The organism is Streptomyces sp. NPDC093094 (assembly GCF_044754345.1).
Taxonomy (GTDB): Bacteria; Actinomycetota; Actinomycetes; order Streptomycetales; family Streptomycetaceae; genus Streptomyces.
This window is the reverse complement of the sequence record NZ_JBIVOX010000017.1, coordinates 68,471-90,022: the sequence shown is the minus strand read 5'-3', so window position 1 is coordinate 90,022 and position 21,552 is coordinate 68,471. Positions and strand designations below refer to the sequence as shown.

The following is a 21,552-nucleotide window of genomic DNA, read 5'->3' as shown; positions in this document are numbered from 1 at the left end:
GATTCCCATGGCCGTAGCCCCCACCGGCAAGGTGACCTTCGTCGGTGCAGGCCCCGGCGCCGCCGATCTGCTGACGTTCCGGGCCGCGCGCGCGATCGCCGAGGCCGACGTCGTGATCTGGGCCGCGAGCCTGGTGCAGGAGGAGGTCCTCGACCACGCGCGTGAGGGCGCGGAGATCCTGGACTCCGCGCAGATGTCGCTGGAGGACGTGGTCGCCGTGTACCGGCGTGCCGCCGCGGAGGGCCTGAAGGTGGCCCGGATCCACTCCGGCGACCCCGCGCTGTGGGGCGGCACCCAGGAGCAGGTCGACCGGTGCGCGGAGATCGGCATCGCGACCGAGATCGTGCCGGGCGTGTCGTCGTTCTCGGCGGTCGCCGCGCTCGCGCAGCGGGAGCTGACCATCCCGGAGGTGGCGCAGTCGGTGGTGCTGACCCGGCTGGGCGGCGGCAAGACGCCGATGCCGCCCGGTGAGGAGGTCCGGGAGTTCGCCCGGCACGGCACCACCATGGCGGTGTTCCTGTCGGCGGCCCGCAGCGGCCAGCTGGTGCGGGAGCTGCTGGAGGGCGGCTACCCGACGTCCACGCCGGTCGTCGTGGCGTACCAGGCGACCTGGCCGGAGGAGCTGGTCGTGAAGTGCACGATCGGCACGCTGGAGGAGACGGTCAAGGAGTACAGGCTCTGGAAGCACACGCTGTTCCTGGTGGGTCCGGCGCTCGACGCGCACGGCACGCGCTCGCACCTGTACCACCCGGGGCACTTCCACGGCTACCGCAAGGCCGACCCGGAGGCCCGCAGGGCGCTGCGCGAGCGGGGTGCCTCCACATGATCAGGGTCGTCGGCACGGGGACCGGGGCCCCGGCCCCCGCGGACGTCCTGGCGGGGGCCGAGCTGGTCGTGGGCGGACGGCGGCATCTGGAGGCGGTCCGGCCGCCCGGGTCGGCCGAGCAGGTGGTGCTGGGCCCGCTGGCCCCGGCGCTGGACACGATCGGGAAGTACGTCGCCGAGGAGCGGCCCGTGGTCGTGCTGGCCTCCGGCGACCCCGGGTTCTTCGGGATCGTACGGGCGCTGGCGGAGCGGTTCGGGCCGGAGCTGCTCGACATCACGCCGGGCGTGTCCTCGGTGGCGGCCGCGTTCGCGCGGGCCGGGCTGCCGTGGGAGGACGCGGTGGTGGTCAGCGCGCACGGGAGGGAGCCGAGGACGGCCGTCAACGTCTGCCGGGCCTTCCCGAAGGTGGCGGTGCTGACCGGGCCGGGGGCCGGGCCGGCCGAGCTGGGTGCGGCGCTGCGGGCGTACGACCGGGTCCTGGTCGTCGCGACCGCGCTGGGCTCCGCCGGGGAACGGCTGGAGCGGGTCACGCCCGCCGAGGCGGCGGCCCGTGACTGGGGGTCCGCGGTGAGTGTGGTGCTGTGCCTGGACGAGCGGCGGGCGCTCGGCCCGGTGCGCGCGCACGCCGGGCTGCCCGTGCCGCCGGCCGGATGGGCGCTGGCGGAGGACGCGTTCGCCCACCGCGACTCGATGATCACGAAGTTCGAGGTGCGGGCGCTGGCCCTGGCCCGGCTGGGGCCGCGGCCGGGCGACCTGGTGTGGGACGTCGGTGCGGGATCGGGGTCGGTGGCCGTGGAGTGCGCGCGGCTCGGGGCCGCGGTGACGGCCGTGGAGAAGACCGTGGACGGGGTGGGGCGCGTGCGCGCCAACGCCGCCGCGCACGGTGTGGACGTGCAGGTGGTGCACGGGGCGGCGCCGACGGTGCTGTCCGATCTGGACGAGCCCGACGCCGTGTTCGTGGGCGGCGGCGGGCAGGAGCTGGCGGCCGTGGTCACCGCGTGCGCGCGGCGGGCCCGGCGGACGGTGGTGGTCGCGCTGGCCGCGCTCGACCGGGTCCCGGCGGCTCGGGCGGCGCTCACAGGTGCCGGTCTCGTCTGCGACGGCGTGCTGCTGCAGTCGTCGCGGCTGGCTCCGCTGCCGGGTGAGGTGACCCGGCTGGCGGCGGCCAATCCCGTTTTCCTGCTGTGGGGCGTGCGTCCCGCGGCCCGTAGTGAAGGAGTTGCCCAGTGATCGGCCTCATTTCCGCCACCGCGGCGGGGGCGGCGGCACGCGACCGGCTGGCCGCGGCGTGGCCGGAGCGGACGCGGGTGTACGACGGTCCCGTCGCCGACGCCGTGCGGCGGGCGTTCGCGGAGTGCGAGCAGCTCGTGTGCTTCCTGGCCACGGGGGCCGTGGTCCGGCTGGTGGCGCCGCTGCTGGGCGGCAAGGCGGCCGACCCGGGTGTGGTGTGCGTGGACGAGGGCGGGCGGTTCGCCGTGGCGCTGCTCGGCGGGCACGGCGGCGGTGCCAACGAACTCGCCCGTGAGGTGGGCGAGTCGCTGGCGGCCGTGCCGGTGGTGACGACGGCGACGGACGCGGTCGGCATCCCGGGCCTGGACACCCTCGGGCTGCCCCACGAGGGCGATGTCGCCGGGGTGACGCGGGCGCTGCTGGACGGTGAGCCGGTCGCGCTGGAGGCGGAGGTGGCGTGGCCGCTGCCGCCGCTGCCGTTCGGGGCCGGGGGGACCCGGCGGGTCCGGGTGACCGACCGGGCGGGCGCGGCGGGGGCCGGGGAGGTGCTGCTGCGTCCGCCGACGCTGGTCGTCGGGGTCGGCGCGTCCAGGGGGGCGCCCGTGGAGGAGGTTCTCGGGCTGATCGCGCAGACGCTCCGGGAGGCGGGGCTGTCGCCGGACAGTGTCGCCGAGCTGGCCACCGTGGACGCCAAGGCGCAGGAGCCGGGCATCGCCCTGGCCGCCGAGCGGCTCGGGGTGCCGCTGGTGACGTACCCGGCGGACGCGCTGGCCGCGGTGGAGGTGCCCAACCCCTCGGACGCGCCGCTGGCCGCGGTGGGGACGCCGTCCGTGGCGGAGGCCGCCGCGCTGATCGGCGGGGGCGAACTGCTGGTGCCCAAGCGGAAGTCCGGGGCGAGCCCGGCGATGGCGACCTGTGCCGTCGTACGGCGGCCGGGGCGCGGGCGGCTCGCGGTGGTGGGGCTCGGGCCGGGCGCCCGGGATCTGCTGACCCCGCGGGCGAAGGCGGAGCTGCGGCGGGCGTCGGTGCTGGTCGGGCTCGACCAGTACGTCGACCAGATCCGCGATCTGCTGCGGCCGGGCACCCGGATCCTGGAGTCGGGTCTCGGCGCCGAGGAGGAGCGGGCCCGCACGGCCGTCGCCGAGGCCCGTCAGGGCCGGGCGGTCGCGCTGATCGGCAGCGGTGACGCGGGCGTGTACGCCATGGCGTCGCCGGCGCTGGCGGAGGCGTCCGACGACATCGACGTGGTGGGGGTGCCGGGTGTGACGGCCGCGCTGGCGGCCGGGGCGATCCTGGGCGCGCCGCTGGGCCACGACCATGTGTCGATCAGCCTCTCCGACCTGCACACGCCGTGGGAGGTCATCGAGCGGCGGGTGCGGGCGGCGGCCGAGGCGGACCTCGTCGTCACGTTCTACAACCCCCGTTCGCGGGGCCGTGACTGGCAGCTGCCGAAGGCGCTGGGCATCCTCGCCGAGCACCGGGCGCCCGCGACACCGGTCGGTGTGGTGCGCAACGCGTCGCGCGCGGACGAGTCGAGCCGGGTCACCGCGCTCGGTGAACTCGACCCGGCGACGGTCGACATGATGACGGTGGTCACGGTGGGCAACACCGCGACCCGGAACATCGCGGGGCGCATGGTGACCCCGCGCGGCTACCGCTGGCAGGAGGAGCCGAAGTGAACCGTGTCGTCCATCCCATCGAGGTGGAGTCCTACCGGCGGCTGCGTGCCCGGCTGGACACCTCGCACCTCGCGCCGCTGACCCGGGCGGTGACGGAGCGGGTGATCCACTCCGCCGCGGACCTGGAGTACGCGGACGATCTCGTCATGGACGAGGGCGAGCTGGAGACGGCGCACGCCGCGCTGCACTCCGGGGCGCCGGTCGTCGTGGACGTGCAGATGGTCGCGGCGGGCATCACCCGCCGCGCGTCGGTGTGCCGGCTCGGGGACGCCGTGGCCGGGCCGGGTCTGACCCGCTCGGCGCACGCGATCCGGCTGGCGTTCGAGCAGGTCGGCCCGGGTGCGCTCTGGGTGATCGGCAACGCGCCGACCGCGCTGGAGGAGCTGCTGGCGCTGGACGCGTCCCCGGCCCTCGTCATCGGGCTGCCCGTCGGCTTCGTCGGCGCGGTCGAGTCCAAGGCCGCGTTGCGCGAGAGCGGGCTGCCCGCTGTCAGCAACGTGTCCGAGAAGGGCGGTTCGGCGGTGGCCTCGGCCGCGCTCAACGCCCTTCTGTACCACCCCGTTCCGCAGTCGAAGGAGACCCTGTGACCACCCCGCCCGCCCTGCTGATCGCCGGCCACGGCACCCGGGACGACGCCGGAGCGGAGGCGTTCCGCGACTTCGTGCGGGAGCTGGGCCGCCGCCACCCCGAACTGCCCGTGGCGGGCGGCTTCATCGAGCTGTCCCCGCCGCCGCTGGGCGAGGCGGTGACCGAGCTGGTCGAGCGGGGCGTACGGCGGTTCGCGGCGGTGCCGCTGATGCTGGTGTCCGCCGGGCACGCCAAGGGCGACATCCCGGCGGCGCTGGCCCGGGAGAAGGAGCGGCACCCCGGGATCTCGTACACCTACGGCCGTCCGCTGGGTCCGCACCCGTCGCTGCTGCGGGTGCTGGAGCGGCGGGTCGAGGCGGTGCTCGGGGACTGGGACCGCTCCGAGGTGACGGTGCTGCTGGTCGGGCGCGGTTCCACCGACCCGGACGCCAACGCCGAGGTGCACAAGGCGGCGCGGCTGTTCTGGGAGGGCCGTGGCTACGCGGGCGTGGAGACGGCGTTCGTGTCGCTCGCGGCGCCGGACGTGCCCGGCGGGCTGGAGCGGTGCCTGAAGCTGGGGGCGCGGCGGATCGTCGTCCTGCCCTACTTCCTGTTCACGGGCATCCTGCCGGACCGTGTGCGGGAGCAGACGCGGGCCTGGGCCGACGCGCACCCGGAGGCCGAGGTCCGTTCGGCCGACGTCATCGGACCGGAGCCGGAGCTGCTGGACCTGGTGACGGAGCGGTACGAGGAGGCGGTGAAGGGCGATCTGCGGATGAACTGCGACTCGTGCGTGTACCGGATCGCGCTGCCGGGCTTCGAGGACAAGGTGGGGATGCCGCAGCAGCCGCACTTCCACCCGGACGACGACGGTCACCACCACGGGCACGGGCATCACCATCACGGTGGGCACGCGCATGCCCACTGAGGACCGGGCGGACTGCGCGGACGGCGCCGGGCACGATCTGCGGCACCACGGGGACGCGGAGGTCCGGGACGGCGGCGCGGGACTGGTGGACCTGGCCGTCAACGTCCGCGCGGACACTCCGCCCGGGTGGCTGCGGGAGGTGATCGCCGGGTCGCTGGCCGGTCTCGCGGCCTATCCCGACGGCCGCGCGGCCCGGGCGGCGGTCGCGGACCGGCACGGGGTCGGGCCGGAGCGGGTGCTGCTCACGGCGGGTGCCGCGGAGGCGTTCGTGCTGCTGGCGCGGGCGCTGAAGGTGCGCCGGCCGGTGGTGGTGCATCCGCAGTTCACGGAGCCGGAGGCCGCGCTGCGGGACGCCGGGCACACCGTGGACCGGGTGCTGCTGCGGGAGGCGGACGGGTTCCGGCTGGATCCGGGTCTGGTGCCGGAGGGCGCGGACCTGGTGGTGATCGGCAATCCGACGAATCCGACGTCGGTGCTGCATCCCGCGGAGACCGTGGTGCGGCTGGCCCGTCCGGGGCGGACGCTGGTCGTCGACGAGGCGTTCATGGACGCGGTGCCGGGTGAGCGGGAGGCGCTGGCCGGGCGGACGGACGTGCCGGGGCTGGTGGTGCTGCGGAGTCTGACGAAGACCTGGGGGCTCGCCGGGCTGCGCATCGGGTACGTGCTGGCGGAGCCGGAGACGGTCGCCGCGCTGGAGCGGGCGCAGCCGCTGTGGCCGGTGTCCTCGCCCGCGCTGGCCGCCGCTCAGGCGTGTGTCGCGCCGCGGGCCCTCGCGGAGGCGGCCCATGCGGCGCATCGCGCCGCGGCGGACCGGGCCCATCTGCTGGCCGGGCTGGCGGAGTTCGCCGGGGCCGGTGTGCGGGTGGCGGGGCCCGCCGAGGGGCCGTTCGTGCTGGTGCGGGTGCCCGGCGCTCCGCGGGTGCGGGCCCGGCTGCGCGAGCTGGGCCACGCGGTGCGGCGCGGCGACACCTTCCCCGGGCTGGACGCCGACTGGCTGCGGATCGCCGTACGGGACCGGGCGACCATGACCGGGTTCCTCGACGCCCTGAGGACCGCCCTGGCCTGAGCCGCCGGGGCGGGGTGCCGCGCCCCCGCCCGCCTGTCGCGGTGGGCAGGGGCGTCGTCCTTGCTGTCAGCCGCGGCGGCGGGACAGCATCACCGCTCCCCCGCCCGCCAGGAGCAGCGCCACCGCGCCGCCCGCCACGTAGGGCGTGAGCGAGCTGCCTCCCGTCTCCGCGAGGCCCGCCTCGTCGGTGCCGCCCTGGGGCTTCGCCTGGGTGACGGGGGACGCCGAAGGGGCCGGGGACGGGTCGGTCTCCCGGACCTGCGTCTGCGGGGTCTCGCAGGTGGACTCGGCGAGGGTCAGGGAGCCCTCGACCTCGGCCACGTTGAGCTTCAGCGGGTCGATGGAGATGTTCAGTTCGAGGGCGGTGGCGGCGGCGGTGCGGGACGTGGTCTCCCGCTTCGACAGGTCCAGGCGGACCTCGCCGACACCGGGCACCTTCACGTCGGTCGTGCCGCCCGCGGTGAGGGTGACCCGCTTGCCGAGGACGGTGACCGAGCCGAGGACGTTCGCCTCGGCGACCGGGGCGCCGCCGCTCGCGCAGACCGCGCTGGAGGTGACGTCCTCCACCTCGATCACGGACAGCAGGGGCAGGCCGGGGACGTGCAGCTTCGCGTGGGCGAGGCGGGTGCGGCCCTCGGCCTTCTGCGCGGTGACGGTCGCCTCGGCCTCGGCGACCTCGGCGCTCAGCACGCTGAAGGGCCTGCCGCCGTCGACGCCGTCCAGCTGCGCCGTCAGCGCGGTCTTCTCGGCGCTCTGCGGCGCCTGCACCTCGTTCAGCGAGACCGCGAGGGGGACGTCCACGGTCTTGTCGAGCAGGGCCACGTCGAGCCCGGTGCGCAGGACGACGGCGCCGGCGCGGCCCTGGTCGGGGGTCGCGTGGGCGGGGCCCGCACCGGCCAGGGCCGCGGGACCGGCGGCCAGGGCGGTGGCCGTCGCGAGGGCGGCGAATCTGCGTGCGGGCATGCGGGCATAGGTGCCGTTCACTGTGTGGGACCCCCAGAGGAGACGTGCTCGGGACCCCGTAAGAATTACGCACTGAGAGTGAACGGGCGGCGATCCTGTGTCACTTCACCCCATCGTGGGGTTTCCGGCCGCGCATTCGATTCCTCCGGTATGGATGTTCCCGGCCGTCACCCACAGGAGCCCGGGAAGCGGACACGCAGGTCGGGCGGGCGGCGCGCGGACGGGGGTGCACAACGACGGCCGCCGGGCCCGGTCACGCACGAACACGGCGCGGCCCGGTCACGCGGGGAGCGGCCCCGCGGTCCGGCTCAGCCCGTCACCCGTCCGTTCAGCACGACCCGTCGCGGCGCGGCGAGCACCCGCACGTCGGCCCGGGGGTCGGAGCCGTAGACGACGAGGTCGGCCGGGGCGCCCTCCTCCAGGCCGGGCCGGCCGAGCCAGGCGCGGGCGGACCAGGCCGTCGCCGCGAGGGCGTCGAGCGGGGGGATGCCGGCGGTGACCAGTTCGGCGACCTCCTCGGCGACCAGGCCGTGCGGGAGGGAGCCGCCGGCGTCGGTGCCGACGTAGACCGGGATGCCGGCGTCGTAGGCGCCGCGGACGGTGTCGTAGCGGCGCTCGTGGAGCCGGCGCATATGGGCCGACCAGCGCGGGAACTTGCTCTCGCCGCCGGCGGCGAGCCGCGGGAAGGTCGCGATGTTGACGAGGGTCGGCACGATCGCGACGCCGCGTTCGGCGAACAGCGGGATCAGGTCCTCGGTGAGACCCGTCGCGTGCTCGATGCAGTCGATGCCCGCCTCGACGAGGTCGCGCAGGGAGTCCGTGGCGAAGCAGTGGGCCGTCACCCGCGCGCCCAGCCGGTGGGCCTCGGCGATGGCCTCCTCCACCGCCCCGCGCGGCCAGCAGGCGGTCAGGTCGCCCGCCTCGCGGTCGATCCAGTCGCCGACCAGCTTCACCCAGCCGTCGCCGCGCCGGGCCTCCCGGGCGACGTACGCGACGAGGTCGCCGGGCTCGATCTCATGGGCGTAGTTGCGGATGTAGCGGCGGGTTCGGGCGATGTGCCGGCCCGCCCGGATGATCTTCGGCAGGTCCTCGCGGTCGTCGACCCAGCGGGTGTCGGAGGGCGACCCCGCGTCACGGATCAGCAGGGTGCCCGCCTCGCGGTCGGTGAGCGCCTGCTTCTCGGCCTCCTCCGCGGGGACCGCGCCGTGGGCGTCCAGGCCCACGTGGCAGTGCGCGTCGACCAGGCCGGGCAGTGCCCAGCCCTCGACGGTGCGCACGTCGCGGGCGCCGGCGGGGCGGTCGTAGGAGATCCGCCCGCCGACGACCCACAGTTCGTCCCGGGCCTCGTCGGGACCGACGAGGATCCGGCCCTTCACGTGCAGCACCGCGTGTTCGCTCATGCACCGCACGATAGTGATGCCTCAGTCGTCCTTGCTCACCCGGTCGCCGGTCTCCTGCACCTCGGCCATCGCCGGGTCGAGCAGCCGGGACAGGAAGTGGCGGGTGCGTTCGTGGCGGGGCCGGGCGACGACCTGCTCGGGGCTGCCGTCCTCGACGATCACCCCGCCGTCCATGAAGACGACCCGGTCGGCGACCTCACGGGCGAACGTCATCTCGTGGGTGACGACCATCATCGTCATGCCCTCGTCGGCGAGCATCCGCATGACCGCGAGCACGTCCCCGACCAGCTCCGGGTCCAGGGCCGAGGTCGGCTCGTCGAAGAGCATCACCTCGGGGCCCATGGCGAGCGCGCGGGCGATCGCCACCCGCTGCTGCTGGCCGCCGGAGAGGGAGGACGGGTAGGCGCCGGCCTTCTCGGCGAGGCCCACCCGCTCCAGGTTCTCGGCGGCGACCCGGGCGGCGTCCGCCTTGCCCCGCCGCAGGACCCGGCGCTGCGGCAGCGTGAGGTTCTCGGTCACCGTCAGGTGCGGGAAGAGGTTGAACTGCTGGAAGACCATGCCGATGCGGCGGCGCACGGCGTCGATGTCGACGTCCGGGTCGGTCACCTCGGTGCCGCCGACGAAGACCTGGCCCCTGCCCGGCTCCTCCAGCAGGTTCACGCAGCGCAGCAGCGTGGACTTGCCGGAGCCGGAGGGGCCGATGACACAGACGACCTCGCCCTGGCGGATCTCCAGGTCGATGCCGCGCAGCACCTCGTTGGTGCCGAAGGACTTGTGCAGACCGCGGATCTCGATCTCGGGTCGGCTCACTTGACGGCCTCCTGGGCCTTGGCCTCCATACGGCGTACGACGAAGCCGAGCGGGACGGTCACCAGCAGGTAGCACAGGCCGGCGACGAGGATCGGGGTGGAGTTGGCGGTCTGGCTGGCCAGGTCCCGGCCGTACTTGGACAGTTCGCGCTCCTCCAGGGTGACGCCGAGGAAGAGCACCAGCGAGGAGTCCTTGAAGAGCAGGACGAGTTCGTTGGTGAGCGGCGGCAGGATGATCCGGAACGCCTGCGGCAGGATGATCGAGACCATGGCCCGGGCGGGCGAGAAGCCCAGCGAGCGGGCGGCCTCCATCTGCCCCTTGGGCACGGCCTGGATGCCCGCCCGGAAGGTCTCCGCCATGTACGCGGCGGCCACCAGGCCGAGCGCGAGGGCGACCTTGCCGTAGGTGCCGCCCGGGATCTCGGTGCCGGGGAAGGCGAGCGGCACCGCCACACCGATGAAGATGAAGATCAGCAGCGCGGGCAGGCCGCGGAAGATCTCGATGTAGACGCCGGCGACCCAGCGGTAGGGGCCCACGGACGACAGCCGCATCAGCGCGACGACCATGCCGAGCACCAGTCCGACGGCGAAGCCGGACAGGGTGTAGAGCACGGTGTTCTTCAGCGCCAGCGTGATGACGTCCGGGAACATCTCCCGGGCGATGTCGCCCTGCGCGAACTGGTTCTTCAGCCGGCCCCAGTCGGCCGCGACCGCGACGGCGACCACGGCCGCGACGAAGAGCACGTACTGCGTGCCCCGTGACAGCCGCTGCTTCTGCCGCCGGGTCAGGCCCTTCTTCCTCGGCTGGAGCTGTACGTCCGTGTCGGCCATCAGGACGCGGCCGGGGAGGCGGCGGAGTCGTCGTACGGGCCGATCCACTGCTCGTAGAGCTTCTTGTAGGTGCCGTCGGCCTTGGCGTCCGCGAGGGCCTTGTCGATGGCCTCGCGCAGCTGGGTGTTGCCCTTCTTCACCGTGAAGCCGTACTGCTCGCCGGTGTTGATCTGCTCGGCGACCTCGAAGGCGTCGGCGTTGGCCTTGTCCTTCAGCCAGCCCTGGACGACGGGGTAGTCGATGACGACGGCCTCGACCTGGCCGGTGCGCAGGCCGTTGATGACGGCGTCGGAGGACTCGAAGGAGACCGGGTCCAGGCCCTTGCTCTTGGCGTAGTCCTCGCCGGTGGTCTGCGCCTGGGCGCCGACCTTGCGGCCCTCCAGGTCCGCGAAGGACCGGATGCCGCTCTTCTTGTCGACCAGGACGGCCTGGGTGGCCTCGAAATAGGGGTCGGAGAAGTCGACGTTCTTCTTGCGCTCGTCGGTGATGGTCATACCGGCCGCGGCCAGGTCGCACTCGCCGGCGTTGAGGAAGGCGCCGGTCTTGAAGTTCTCGAACGGCGTGTCCAGGATCTGCTGCTCGACGCCGAGGTCGGCGGCGACGAGGTCGATCAGCGCGACGTCGAAGCCCTGCACCTTGCCGTCGATCTCCGACTGGAACGGCGGGTAGGGCAGATGGGTGCAGGTGGTGAGCTGTCCGGCCTTGACCAGCTCGACGCCGCCGGCCGCGGTCTTCGAACCGCTTCCGCCGTCGTCGTCGGAGGAGCAGCCGGCCACGAGGACCAGCCCGGCCGTCGCGGTGATGGCGGCCAGGGCGCGGGCCCGGCGGCCGAGGACGGTGTTCACGGGTGGACCTCCTGAGAGAGAACGATGCGTTCCGATTATAAGGAAATGTTTGAGTCTCTCAAATCATTCCCATGGTCCGGCGGCCGTCCGGCCTAAGAACTCCACGGTGACCGGCGGTCCGTCCCACAGGCCCTAGGCTCGACGGAGCCGCCCCTCTAGTGAAGAGAGCCACGCCGTGACCCACCCCTTCCTGGACCTCGCCCCGCTGAGTGCCGAACGGTTCGCCTCGATCGAGGACCGGGTGGCGCGGCTGCTGGAGACCCGGCAGGACGTCGTGATCATGCAGGGCGAGGCGCTGCTGCCGCTGGAGGGCGCGATCCGGGGCACCGCGGGTCCGGGCACGGTCGCGCTGAACGTGATCACCGGCCCGTACGGGCAGACCTTCGGCGACTGGCTGCGGGACTGCGGCGCGACGGTGATCGACCTGGCCGTGCCGTTCCGCACGGCGGTCACCGCCGCGCAGATCCGGGACGCCTTCGCCCGGCACCCGGAGATCGACTTCGTGTCGCTGGTGCACGCGGAGGCGGCGACCGGCAACACCAACCCGGTCGCCGAGATCGGTGAGGCGGTGCGCGAGCAGGGCGCGCTGTTCTACCTGGACGCCGTCGCCTCCGTGGGCGCGGAGCCGGTGCTGCCGGACGCATGGGGCGTGGACCTGTGCGTGATCGGCGCACAGAAGGCGATGGGCGGGCCCGCGGGCGTGTCGGCGGTGTCCGTGAGCGAGCGCGCCTGGGCCCGGATGGCGGCGAACCCGCAGGCGCCGCGCCGCTCCTATCTGTCCCTGCTGGACTGGAAGGAGCGCTGGATCGACGGCGGCCGCAGGGCGCTGCTGCACGCTCCGGCGCAGCTGGAGATGCTGGCGCTGGAGGCGTGTGTCGAGCGCATCGAGACGGAGGGGCTGTACGCGGTGATGGCCCGGCACCGGGACGCGGCGCGGGCGGTGCGCGCGGGGGTGGCGGACCTGCCGGGGCTGGAGCCGTACGTGCACGAGGACCGGGACGCGGCGCCGGTCGCCACCACTCTGCGGGTGCGCGACGGCCTGATCGCCTCGGAGGTCGTCGCCCGGGCGCTGGAGATCGACCCGTCGGCGCCGCTCGCGGCGGGCGGCGGTGCCCTGGCCGCGGAGATGATCCGGGTCAACCACTATGGGCCCTTCGCCGATCCTCAGGCCGTCCAGGCAAGCCTCGGAGCGCTTTCCGAGGCCCTGTAGGAGAAATCGATTCCACCGGATTCCCATAATTCAATTCACCGTGGTCGCCCGTATTCTTCTGCCCGCTCGTCCCGTGGGTAAACGCGAAGATTCTGCGAACGCGACAGACACCTGTTCAGCATGTGATCCGTTCCACAATCGGTCCCATATGTGCGTTTCGTGACGTACATATGGGACCAAACCGCTTTCATCTCGCGCTCGCGTGATAACACGGATGCGGCCGGGACCCAAGGTCTCCCGACGATGCAATTTTGAATTTACGCCGCTAAATTCAATCCGCATGACTGCCCCACCAGCAGACCTGCACATAGACCGACCGGCGGTTTCCGACGGAGCCGCGCTCTGGCGGCTGGCCAAGGAATCCGGGAATCTCGACCTGAACTCGTCCTACAGCTATCTGCTGTGGTGCCGCGACTTCGCCGGCACCTCGGCGGTGGCGCGCGGGGACGCCGGGGAGCCGGTGGGCTTCGTGACCGGGTACCTGCGGCCGGACCGGCCGGGCACCCTGCTCGTGTGGCAGGTGGCCGTGGACCCCGGCCACCGCGGCCGGGGCCTGGCGGCCCGGCTGCTGGACGGGCTGGTCGCACGGGTCGCCGCCGAGCGGGCGGTCGTCCGGGTCGAGACCACCGTCACCCCGGGCAACAGCGCCTCCGAGCGGCTGTTCACCTCGTTCGCCGCGCGCCACGGAGCCCGTGTCGAGCGCGAGGTGCTGTTCGACCGGACCCAGTTCCCGGACGGCCCGCACGACCCGGAAGTCCTTTACCGCATAGGCCCGTTGACCCATCCGTCGCATTGAGGAGCGATTCGTCGTGACCATCACCCAGCCCGACCTCAGCGTCTTCGAGACCCTTGAGTCCGAGGTGCGCAGCTACTGCCGCGGCTGGCCCACCGTCTTCGACCGCGCGCGCGGCAGCCGTATGTACGACGAGGACGGCCATGAGTACCTCGACTTCTTCGCCGGCGCGGGATCGCTGAACTACGGCCACAACAACCCGGTCCTCAAACGCGCGTTGCTCGACTATCTGGAGCGCGACGGCGTCACCCACGGCCTCGACATGTCGACGACGGCCAAACGCGGCTTCCTCCAGACCTTCCAGGACCTGGTGCTGCGGCCGCGCGACCTGCCGTACAAGGTGATGTTCCCGGGGCCGACCGGCACCAACGCCGTGGAGTCGGCGCTGAAACTGGCCCGGAAGGTGAAGGGGCGCGAGGCGATCGTGTCGTTCACCAACGCCTTCCACGGGATGTCGCTCGGCTCGCTCGCCGTGACCGGCAACGCCTTCAAGCGGGCCGGTGCCGGCATTCCGCTGGTGCACGGCACGCCGATGCCGTTCGACAACTACTTCGACGGCACGGTCCCCGACTTCCTGTGGTTCGAGCGGCTGCTGGAGGACCAGGGATCGGGGCTGAACAAGCCCGCCGCGGTGATCGTGGAGACCGTGCAGGGCGAGGGCGGCATCAACGTCGCCCGCCCCGAGTGGCTGCGGGCGCTCGCCGAGCTGTGCGAGCGGCAGGACATGCTGCTGATCGTCGACGACATCCAGATGGGCTGCGGCCGTACCGGCGCCTTCTTCTCCTTCGAGGAGGCGGGCATCGTGCCGGACATCGTCACCGTCTCCAAGTCCATCAGCGGCTACGGGCTGCCGATGTCGCTGTGCCTGTTCAAGCCGGAGCTGGACGTGTGGGAGCCGGGCGAGCACAACGGCACCTTCCGCGGCAACAACCCGGCCTTCGTCACGGCCACGGCCGCGCTGGAGAGCTACTGGGCCGACGGCTCCGCCATGGAGAAGCAGACCCGCGCCCGCGGCGAGCAGGTCGAGCAGGCCCTGATCGGGATCACCGAGGAGAACCTCGCCGACGTGCGCGAGTACCGCGGGCGCGGCCTGGTGTGGGGCATGGAGTTCCACGACAAGGAGCGGGCCGGGCGGGTCGCCCGGCGGGCCTTCGAACTGGGGCTGCTGATCGAGACGTCCGGCCCCGAGAGCGAGGTCGTCAAGCTGCTGCCCGCGCTGACCGTCACCCCGGAGGAACTGGACGAGGGCCTCAGGATCCTCGCCCGGGCCGTCCGGGAGACCGCCCCCGCCATCACCGTCTGACCAGGAGGGACCGCACCACCGTGATCGTCCGTTCGTTCAAGGACATCGAGGGAACCGACCGCCATGTGAAGTCCGCGTCCGGGACCTGGGAGAGCAGACGCATCGTCCTGGCCCGCGAGCGGGTCGGCTTCTCGCTGCACGAGACGGTCCTGTACGCCGGGACCGAGACGTCGATGTGGTACGCCAACCACGTCGAGGCCGTCGTCTGCGTGGAGGGCGCGGCCGAGCTCACCGACCACGAGACCGGGAGGACGTACTCGATCACTCCCGGGACGATGTACCTCCTGGACGGCCATGAGCGGCACTCGCTCCGGGTCCTGGAGGACTTCCGCTGCATCTGCGTCTTCAACCCGCCCGTCACCGGACGGGAGGACCACGACGAGAACGGCGTCTACCCCCTGCTCACCGAACCCGAGGAGGTGTGATCCAGTGACCGCCACCGTCACCGACCTCTACCCCACCCGCGGCACCGCCGAGGTGTCGGCCCCCCGCCAGGACCCCGTCGTCTGGGGCGCGCCCGACACCCCGGGGCCCATCGCGACGGCCGAGCTCCAGACCTTCGAGCGCGACGGCTTCCTCACCGTCGACCAGCTCCTCACGGACGACGAGGTCGCCGTCCACCGGCGGGAGCTGGACCGGCTGGTGACCGACCCGGCGATCCGCGCCGACGAGCGGTCGGTCGTGGAGCCCCGGTCCAAGGAGATCCGCTCGGTCTTCGAGGTGCACCGGATCAGCGAGGTGTTCGCCGCGCTGGTGCGTGACGAGCGGGTCGTCGGACGGGCGCGGCAGATCCTCGGCTCGGACGTGTACGTCCACCAGTCGCGGATCAACGTCAAGCCCGGGTTCGGGGCCAGCGGGTTCTACTGGCACTCGGACTTCGAGACCTGGCACGCCGAGGACGGTCTGCCGAACATGCGGACCGTGTCGGTCTCGATCGCGCTGACCGAGAACCTCGACACCAACGGCGGGCTCATGATCATGCCGGGTTCGCACCGGACGTTCCTCGGCTGCGCCGGGGCCACGCCGCAGGACAACTACAAGAAGTCGCTCCGGATGCAGGACGCGGGCACGCCCTCCGACGAGGCGCTGACCGCGATGGCCTCGCAGCACGGCGTCCGGCTGTTCACCGGACGGGCCGGCTCGGCGACCTGGTTCGACTGCAACTGCATGCACGGCTCGGGCGACAACATCACGCCCTTCCCGCGCAGCAATGTCTTCATCGTGTTCAACAGCGTGGAGAACAAGGCGGTCGAGCCGTTCGCGGCGCCCGTACGGCGGCCGGAGTTCATCGGCGCGCGGGACTTCACACCGGTGCGGTGAGGCCGCGGCCCCCTCGTACGACGAGGACATGCCCGGGGCCCGCCGCCGAGCGGCGGGCCCCGGGCATGTCCGGATCCGGAGAACGGTCAGCCGTCGGCGCCGGCGTCGGCCAGCGCCTCCAGCAGGCGGTCCACGTCGGCCTCGGTGTTGTACAGATGGAACGAGGCACGCAGACTGCCCGCCCGGTCGGACACCTGGATGCCCTGCTCGGCCAGCCGGGCCTGGAGGGCGCCGAGGCCGGGCACGGAGACGACGGCGGAGCCCGGCGAGGGCAGCGGGTCCCGCCCGAGTCGGGCGAGTCCGGCGCGGAAGCGGTCGGCGAGGGCGAGGTCGTGGGCGTGCACGGCCTCCGCCCCGAGTTCCTCGATCAGTTCGAGGGAGGCCCGCAGCCCGGCGTAGCTGAACAGTCCCGGGCTGATGTCGAACCGGCGGGCGGAGCGGGCGAGTTCGGCGACGGGACCGTAGCAGCTCTCCCAGGGCAGTTCCCCGGCGACCCAGCCGGCGAGCAGCGGGGTCAGTCCGCCGAAGTCCTCCGGCACGGTGAAGAACACGGCCCCGTGCGGGCCGAGCAGCCACTTGAAGCCGACGGAGGCGACGAAGTCGTGGGCGCTCGCGTCCAGCGGCAGCCAGCCGGCCGACTGGGAGGCGTCGACGTAGGTGCGCGCCCCGTGGGCGAGAGCGGCCTCGCGCAGCCGGGCCAGATCGGCGATCCGGCCGTCGGCCGACTGGACGGCGCTGACCGCGACGAGCGCGGTCTCCGGGCGCACGGACTCGACCAGCAGCTCCGGCGCGACGGCCCGCACCTTGAGGTCGCCGCGCATGTGGAAGGGGTTGACCAGGGAGGCGAAGTCGGCCTCCGTGGTGAGCACCTCGGCACCGGCGGGCAACGAAGCCGCGACCAGCCCGCCGTACTCGGCGACCGAGGCCCCGGTCGCCACCCGCCCGGCCGGGACTCCCGCCAGCCGGGCGAAGGAGGCACGGGCGGCCTCCACGTCCTCGTAGAGGGGGGTCAGCGTCAGGCCCTGGGCCCGCATCCGCACCGCCCGGTGCAGGGCGGTCACGGTGCGGGCCGGCAGCAGGCCGTTGCTCGCGGTGTTGAGGAAGGTGTTCTCCGGTGCGAACTCGGCGCGGACGAGGCTCTCGAAGGTCTCCATGGGACCACTCTGGTCCCGGTGGACCTGTCAGTCCATTGCGAATTTTTACGTGGTTCCGCGAAGGACTGCTTATAGATCGCCTCTGACCTGCGGCCGGGCGCCGGACCGGATCAGTGCTGCTGCGGCACCGCGCACCCGTCCGGGCCGCAGGCGTCCGCGTCGCCCTGGTCGATCAGGGTCAGCCCGGAGCGCTCGCCCCATGCCTGGGTGAGCGCCTGGGTGAACACGTCGGCGGGCTGGGCGCCGGAGACGCCGTACTTGCGGTCGAGGACGAAGAAGGGCACTCCGGTGGCACCGAGCTGAGCGGCCTCGCGCTCGTCGGCGCGGACGTCGTCGGCGTAGGCGTCCGGGTCGGCGAGCACCGCGCGGGCGGCGTCGGCGTCGAGGCCCGCCTCGACGGCCAGCCCGACCAGCCGCTCCTCGCCCTCGGTGAACACCGAGCGCTCCTCGGCGAAGTTGGCCCGGTACAGGAGCTGGATCAGCTCGTCCTGGCGTCCCTGCTCCTTGGCGAAGTGCAGCAGGCGGTGCATGTCGAAGGTGTTGCCGTGGTCGCGGTCGCGGGTGAGGTAGTCCAGGCCCTCGGCGGCCGCCTGCACCCCGAGGTTGTCCTCGGCCGCCTGCGCCTGTGCCTCGCTGATGCCGTACTTCTGCGCGAGCATCGGGATCACCGGGCCGGCCTCGTCCCGGGCGCGACCGGGGTCGAGCTCGAAGGAGCGGTGCACGACCTCGACCCGGTCGCGGTGCGGGAAGGCCGCGAGCGCCTTCTCGAAGCGGGCCTTGCCCACGTAGCACCAGGGGCAGGCGATGTCGCTCCAGATCTCGACGCGCATGTTCTCGGCTTCCTTCGGGTCGTACGGATGCGGGGACTGTCCCCGCATCCGTGTGTGAACCTTCAACCAGCCGGTTTCATTCCCCGGTGACGTCCCGCCGCAGGAAGAGACGGTGGTCACCCTCGGCCGGGGGCTGCCCGGGGTCGGGGCCCCAGCCGTGCCGGGCGCAGAACGCCTGCGCGCGCAGGTTGTCCCGGCAGACCCGCAGGACGGCGGTGCGGCGGCCGTCGGCCCGCCACTGTTCCAGGCAGGCGGTGTGCAGGGCGGTGCCGATGCCTGCGCGCCAGCGGTCGGGGTCGACATGGAACTGGAGCAGGTGGACCGTCTCCGCCGGTACGGCCTCGACGGTCCGGAAGGAGGCGAGGCCGACGATCCGGCCCTCCTCGACGACGCACAGCACCTGCCGGTCGGGCCGTTCGACGGCGCCGAGCCAGGCGGCCCGCCCGTCGGCGCCGTCGTCCGGATGACCGTCGGGGCAGTACGTCGCCCGGGCCCGGGCGTGCAGCGCGGCGACCGCCTCCGCCTCGGCCCGTACGACGGTCCGGATCACCCGGCTCCCGGTCACTCGCTCACTGATCACTCCGGCAAGGACGCCTTTTCGGCCGCACGGGTTCCCCTTCAGCTGCCGTCCCGCAGGTCGGCGGGCCAGCCCGGCCGGAACTCGATGTGGTCGTACGTCACCACACAGCCCTCCCCCAGGGGTGCCTGCACCATGAATCCGGTGAGCGCGGCGCCGGTCTCCTCCTCCCCTCCCAGGGTGAACAGCCGGACGAAGGTCCACTTCTTCCCGTCCCGGGAGGCGTGGAAGGCGAAGGCCCGTCCGGTGCGGCTCACCCTGAGCCACACCGAGCTGCCCTCCACGGTGAAGGAGTTGGCGTCGTCGGAGTGGCCGCGGGTGACCACCGTGCACACGGTCGGCACGTCCGGGGAGTACTCCAGGCACAGCTTGGCCCAGGCGCGCTCCCCGACATGGACGTAGAGCACGCCGGCGTCGAACGCCCCGTTGAACCCGACGGTGACACGGGCGATCAGCTGGAAGTCCCCCTCGGGCGCCCCGAGCAGCCGCGGCGCGTCGGAGGCGGGGTCCAGCCCCTCGGAGGTGGGCGGCACGAACCGGTCCTGCCGGGGCCCGGCCCATCCGGTGAGCACGCCGTCCTCGTAGGACCAGTGCCCGTCGGGCCCGTACGTCCGCAGGGCGAAGGGCAGTTGGGGGAGAGAAACGTCCATGGACCGATTCTCGCAGCCGGGGTCAGGCCGCCCGGGGGCGCGGGAAGCAGAGCGGGCGAGCACGGCGCACGGCCGGCCCGCACCCGCACCCGCACCCGCACCCGCACCCGCACCCGCACCCCACGGCGATCACCGCTCCAGACGCCCGTTGAACCGCCGGGGAAGCCCCAGCGGATTCCCGTCCCGGAGTTCCTCCGGCAGCAGCGCCGGCGGCGCCCCCTGGTACACGACCGGCCGCAGCCACCGCTCGATCGCGGTCCCGCCCACGGAGGTGGACGTCGAGGTCGTCGCCGGGTAAGGCCCGCCGTGGTGCTGCGCGGGCGCCACGGCGACCCCGGTCGGCCAGCCGTTCACCAGCACCCGCCCGGCCAGCGGCGTCAGCTCCGCGAGCAGCTCGGGTCCGCGCCCCTCCCCCGCGGCCTCCTCGGCGGACAGGTGCACGGTCGCCGTGAGGTTGCCCGGCAGCCGGGACAGGACGGCCCGCGCCTCGTCCTCGTCCTCGTAGCGGGCCACCACCGTGACGGGGCCGAAGCACTCCTCCAGCAGCAGGTCGTGGGCCCCCTCGTTCGCCAGCCGCCCGGCGGGCACCGTCAGGAAGCCGGGGCTCACGGTGTGCTCGCCGCCCGCGCCCGGGGTCACGGGCGACTCCACGCCGGGCAGTCCGCTCCGCTCGGCGACCCCGGCGACGAAGTTGTCGCGCATGCGGTGGTCCAGCAGGACCCCGTCCAGGGTGCCGCCGACCGCGTCCGCGAGCGACTTGACCAGCGCGTCCCCGGCGGCACCGGCCGGCACCAGCACCAGCCCCGGCTTCACGCAGAACTGGCCGACGCCCAGGGTCATCGACCCGGCGAGCCCGGTCCCGATGGCCTCGGCGCGCTCGGCGGCGGCGGCCTCGGTGACCAGTACGGGGTTCAGGGAGCCCAGTTCGCCGTGGAACGGGATCGGCACCGGCCGTGCGGCGGCGGCGTCGAACAGCGCGCGGCCGCCGCGCACGGACCCGGTGAAGCCGGCCGCCGACACCAGCGGGTGCCCGATCAGCTCGACGCCGGCCCGGAAGCCGTGCACCAGCCCGAGCACGCCCGCGGGGATCCCGTGCTCCGCCGCGGCCCGGCGCAGCACGGCCGCGACCAGTTCGGACAGGGCGGGGTGGTCGGGGTGGGCCTTGACGACGACCGGGCAGCCCGCGGCGAGGGCGCTCGCGGTGTCGCCGCCGGCGACGGAGAAGGCGAAGGGGAAGTTGGAGGCGGAGTAGACGGCGACGACGCCCAGCGGCACCTTGTAGCGGCGCAGGTCCGGGACCGGCGGGGTGGCGGTGTCGTCGGGGTGGTCGACGACGACGTCCAGGAAGGCGCCCTCGTCGACGATGTCCGCGAACGCGCGCAGCTGGTGGCAGGTGCGGGCGAGCTCGCCGGTGAGCCGGGCCGGGCCGAGCGCGCTCTCGGCGTCGGCGGTCTCGACGAGCCGGTCCTTCGCCTCCTCCAGCCGCGCGGCGGCGGTGCGCAGGAAGGCGGCGCGCACGGTCCGGTCGGTCAGTGCGCCGCGGGCCTCGTGGGCCGCGCGGACGGCGGCGTCCACCTCCTGGGCAGTGGCCTCCGCCGCAACCTGTTCCCGCTGCTTCCCGGTACGGGGGTCGACACTCCAGACTGGTGCTGCTGCCACCGCGGATCCCTCCAGGCATATCTGGGTCATCCACCAGCGTCGTTCGATATACTGAACGCTGTCTCAGATGATGAATACGTTTCGGAGACTATTTCCCGCCGAACGAAGGGGTCAAGCGCGATGTCGGCAGGCGAGACGGGAGGCGGATCCCAGGTCAAGTCCGCTGTTCGGACGGTCGAACTGCTGGAGTACTTCGCGGGCCGTCCCGGCATGCACTCCCTCGCCTCGGTGCAGGAGGCCGTCGGATATCCCAAGTCCAGCCTGTACATGCTGCTGCGCACCCTCGTGGAGCTCGGCTGGGTGGAGACCGACGCGACGGGCACCCGCTACGGCATCGGTGTGCGGGCCCTGCTGGTGGGCACCTCCTACATCGACGGCGACGAGGTCGTCGCAGTGGCCCGGCCGACGCTGGACCGGCTCTCGGACGACACCACGGAGACCATCCACCTGGCCCGGCTGGACGGCACGAACGTGGTCTACCTCGCCACCCGCCAGTCGCAGCACTATCTGCGCCCCTTCACCCGGGTCGGGCGGCGGCTGCCCGCGCACTCCACCTCGCTGGGCAAGGCACTGCTGAGCACGTACTCGGACGAGCAGGTGCGCAAGCTGCTCCCGGAGACGCTGCCGGCACTGACCGAGAACACCGTCACCGACCGGGAGCAGCTGATCGAGGAGCTGCACCAGGTCCGCGAGCAGGGGTACGCGGTCGACCGCGAGGAGAACACGCTGGGCCTGCGCTGCTTCGGCGTGGCGATCCCCTACCGCACCCCGGCCCGCGACGCGATCAGCTGCTCGGTTCCGGTGGCCCGGCTGACCCCGGCGCACGAACAGACGGTGAAGGACGCCCTGTTCGACGCCCGCGACCGGCTGACCCTGGCGACCCGCAGACTCTGACCGGGCGCCGGACCCGCGC

General features: G+C 73.3%; 22 protein-coding genes. 12 read left to right on the top strand and 10 right to left on the bottom strand.

Annotation, left to right across the window (positions count from 1 at the left end):
- Nucleotides 1-7: 7 nt before the first annotated feature.
- From cobM to cobC, 6 genes are read left to right on the top strand one after another with little or no spacing between them, the layout of a single operon-like run.
- On the top strand, nucleotides 8-826 hold the full coding sequence (gene cobM / locus ACIQGV_RS30440; protein WP_402500029.1) for a precorrin-4 C(11)-methyltransferase: 819 nt from the start codon (nucleotides 8-10) through the stop codon (nucleotides 824-826).
- Nucleotides 823-2,055, top strand: coding sequence for a precorrin-6y C5,15-methyltransferase (decarboxylating) subunit CbiE (gene cbiE, locus ACIQGV_RS30435; protein WP_402500026.1), 1,233 nt, complete (start codon nucleotides 823-825; stop codon nucleotides 2,053-2,055). Before cobM ends, cbiE begins: the two co-directional genes overlap by 4 nt.
- Nucleotides 2,052-3,734, top strand: a complete 1,683-nt coding sequence (cobJ, locus tag ACIQGV_RS30430) for a precorrin-3B C(17)-methyltransferase (protein ID WP_402500024.1) — start codon at nucleotides 2,052-2,054, stop codon at nucleotides 3,732-3,734. The genes cbiE and cobJ overlap by 4 nt, the downstream gene beginning before the upstream one ends.
- Complete coding sequence (locus ACIQGV_RS30425; RefSeq protein ID WP_402500022.1) at nucleotides 3,731-4,321, top strand: precorrin-8X methylmutase; 591 nt, start codon at nucleotides 3,731-3,733, stop codon at nucleotides 4,319-4,321. Before cobJ ends, ACIQGV_RS30425 begins: the two co-directional genes overlap by 4 nt.
- A complete protein-coding gene (locus ACIQGV_RS30420) occupies nucleotides 4,318-5,229 on the top strand; it encodes a sirohydrochlorin chelatase (protein ID WP_402500019.1) in 912 nt (303 codons plus the stop codon). The genes ACIQGV_RS30425 and ACIQGV_RS30420 overlap by 4 nt, the downstream gene beginning before the upstream one ends.
- Entirely contained in the window at nucleotides 5,219-6,295 is a 1,077-nt protein-coding gene (gene cobC, locus ACIQGV_RS30415; RefSeq protein ID WP_402500017.1) for an Rv2231c family pyridoxal phosphate-dependent protein CobC, read from the top strand. Before ACIQGV_RS30420 ends, cobC begins: the two co-directional genes overlap by 11 nt.
- A 66-nt stretch (nucleotides 6,296-6,361) precedes the next feature.
- Here cobC and ACIQGV_RS30410 read toward each other — a convergent pair whose 3' ends face one another.
- From ACIQGV_RS30410 to ACIQGV_RS30390, 5 genes are all read right to left on the bottom strand, one after another.
- A complete protein-coding gene (locus ACIQGV_RS30410) occupies nucleotides 6,362-7,279 on the bottom strand; it encodes an SCO1860 family LAETG-anchored protein (protein ID WP_402500015.1) in 918 nt (305 codons plus the stop codon).
- A 287-nt stretch (nucleotides 7,280-7,566) separates the two neighbouring features.
- Nucleotides 7,567-8,658, bottom strand: a complete 1,092-nt coding sequence (locus tag ACIQGV_RS30405; RefSeq protein ID WP_402500013.1) for an amidohydrolase family protein — start codon at nucleotides 8,656-8,658, stop codon at nucleotides 7,567-7,569.
- Nucleotides 8,659-8,679: 21 nt separating this feature from the next.
- Nucleotides 8,680-9,468, bottom strand: coding sequence for an amino acid ABC transporter ATP-binding protein (locus tag ACIQGV_RS30400; RefSeq protein WP_402500011.1), 789 nt, complete (start codon nucleotides 9,466-9,468; stop codon nucleotides 8,680-8,682).
- Nucleotides 9,465-10,298 (bottom strand): amino acid ABC transporter permease, encoded by an 834-nt coding sequence (locus ACIQGV_RS30395; RefSeq protein ID WP_402500009.1) that lies wholly within the window; start codon nucleotides 10,296-10,298, stop codon nucleotides 9,465-9,467. The genes ACIQGV_RS30400 and ACIQGV_RS30395 overlap by 4 nt, the downstream gene beginning before the upstream one ends.
- Nucleotides 10,298-11,143, bottom strand: a complete 846-nt coding sequence (locus tag ACIQGV_RS30390) for a transporter substrate-binding domain-containing protein (protein WP_402500007.1) — start codon at nucleotides 11,141-11,143, stop codon at nucleotides 10,298-10,300. Before ACIQGV_RS30390 ends, ACIQGV_RS30395 begins: the two co-directional genes overlap by 1 nt.
- A gap of 175 nt (nucleotides 11,144-11,318) precedes the next feature.
- On the opposite strand from ACIQGV_RS30390, the gene ACIQGV_RS30385 reads away from it, so the two are divergent.
- From ACIQGV_RS30385 to thpD, 5 genes are all read left to right on the top strand, one after another.
- Nucleotides 11,319-12,353, top strand: coding sequence for a pyridoxal-phosphate-dependent aminotransferase family protein (locus tag ACIQGV_RS30385; RefSeq protein ID WP_402500005.1), 1,035 nt, complete (start codon nucleotides 11,319-11,321; stop codon nucleotides 12,351-12,353).
- Between the two features lie 280 nt (nucleotides 12,354-12,633).
- A complete protein-coding gene (gene ectA / locus ACIQGV_RS30380; RefSeq protein ID WP_402500002.1) occupies nucleotides 12,634-13,149 on the top strand; it encodes a diaminobutyrate acetyltransferase in 516 nt (171 codons plus the stop codon).
- 13 nt (nucleotides 13,150-13,162) lie between these two features.
- The gene (gene ectB / locus ACIQGV_RS30375) at nucleotides 13,163-14,449 is read left to right on the top strand and encodes a diaminobutyrate--2-oxoglutarate transaminase (protein ID WP_402499999.1); all 1,287 of its coding nucleotides are present in this window, start codon (nucleotides 13,163-13,165) and stop codon (nucleotides 14,447-14,449) included.
- Between the two features lie 20 nt (nucleotides 14,450-14,469).
- Nucleotides 14,470-14,874, top strand: a complete 405-nt coding sequence (locus ACIQGV_RS30370) for an ectoine synthase (RefSeq protein WP_402499997.1) — start codon at nucleotides 14,470-14,472, stop codon at nucleotides 14,872-14,874.
- Nucleotides 14,875-14,878: 4 nt separating this feature from the next.
- Nucleotides 14,879-15,769, top strand: a complete 891-nt coding sequence (gene thpD, locus ACIQGV_RS30365; RefSeq protein ID WP_402499995.1) for an ectoine hydroxylase — start codon at nucleotides 14,879-14,881, stop codon at nucleotides 15,767-15,769.
- Between the two features lie 86 nt (nucleotides 15,770-15,855).
- On the opposite strand, the gene ACIQGV_RS30360 is transcribed toward thpD, so the two are convergent.
- From ACIQGV_RS30360 to ACIQGV_RS30340, 5 genes are all read right to left on the bottom strand, one after another.
- Nucleotides 15,856-16,923, bottom strand: a complete 1,068-nt coding sequence (locus ACIQGV_RS30360) for an aminotransferase class V-fold PLP-dependent enzyme (RefSeq protein WP_402499992.1) — start codon at nucleotides 16,921-16,923, stop codon at nucleotides 15,856-15,858.
- Nucleotides 16,924-17,033: 110 nt separating this feature from the next.
- A complete protein-coding gene (locus tag ACIQGV_RS30355; protein ID WP_402500188.1) occupies nucleotides 17,034-17,753 on the bottom strand; it encodes a DsbA family oxidoreductase in 720 nt (239 codons plus the stop codon).
- Between the two features lie 76 nt (nucleotides 17,754-17,829).
- A complete protein-coding gene (locus ACIQGV_RS30350) occupies nucleotides 17,830-18,333 on the bottom strand; it encodes a GNAT family N-acetyltransferase (RefSeq protein WP_402499989.1) in 504 nt (167 codons plus the stop codon).
- Between the two features lie 38 nt (nucleotides 18,334-18,371).
- Entirely contained in the window at nucleotides 18,372-18,980 is a 609-nt protein-coding gene (locus ACIQGV_RS30345) for a DUF1349 domain-containing protein (protein WP_402499986.1), read from the bottom strand.
- 129 nt (nucleotides 18,981-19,109) lie between these two features.
- The gene (locus ACIQGV_RS30340) at nucleotides 19,110-20,639 is read right to left on the bottom strand and encodes an aldehyde dehydrogenase (NADP(+)) (RefSeq protein ID WP_402499983.1); all 1,530 of its coding nucleotides are present in this window, start codon (nucleotides 20,637-20,639) and stop codon (nucleotides 19,110-19,112) included.
- A gap of 120 nt (nucleotides 20,640-20,759) precedes the next feature.
- Between ACIQGV_RS30340 and ACIQGV_RS30335 the strand changes: the two genes are divergently transcribed.
- Nucleotides 20,760-21,533, top strand: a complete 774-nt coding sequence (locus ACIQGV_RS30335; protein WP_402499981.1) for an IclR family transcriptional regulator — start codon at nucleotides 20,760-20,762, stop codon at nucleotides 21,531-21,533.
- Nucleotides 21,534-21,552: the final 19 nt, after the last annotated feature.

Coding starts and splice junctions, on each gene's coding strand:
- cobM (WP_402500029.1), top strand. CDS start 8: ATGGCCGTAGCCCCCACCGGCAAGGTGACCTTCGTCGGTGCAGGCCCC.
- cbiE (WP_402500026.1), top strand. CDS start 823: ATGATCAGGGTCGTCGGCACGGGGACCGGGGCCCCGGCCCCCGCGGAC.
- cobC (WP_402500017.1), top strand. CDS start 5,219: ATGCCCACTGAGGACCGGGCGGACTGCGCGGACGGCGCCGGGCACGAT.
- ACIQGV_RS30405 (WP_402500013.1), bottom strand. CDS start 8,658: ATGAGCGAACACGCGGTGCTGCACGTGAAGGGCCGGATCCTCGTCGGT.
- ACIQGV_RS30395 (WP_402500009.1), bottom strand. CDS start 10,298: ATGGCCGACACGGACGTACAGCTCCAGCCGAGGAAGAAGGGCCTGACC.
- ectA (WP_402500002.1), top strand. CDS start 12,634: ATGACTGCCCCACCAGCAGACCTGCACATAGACCGACCGGCGGTTTCC.
- ACIQGV_RS30360 (WP_402499992.1), bottom strand. CDS start 16,923: ATGGAGACCTTCGAGAGCCTCGTCCGCGCCGAGTTCGCACCGGAGAAC.
- ACIQGV_RS30355 (WP_402500188.1), bottom strand. CDS start 17,753: ATGCGCGTCGAGATCTGGAGCGACATCGCCTGCCCCTGGTGCTACGTG.
- ACIQGV_RS30345 (WP_402499986.1), bottom strand. CDS start 18,980: ATGGACGTTTCTCTCCCCCAACTGCCCTTCGCCCTGCGGACGTACGGG.
- ACIQGV_RS30335 (WP_402499981.1), top strand. CDS start 20,760: ATGTCGGCAGGCGAGACGGGAGGCGGATCCCAGGTCAAGTCCGCTGTT.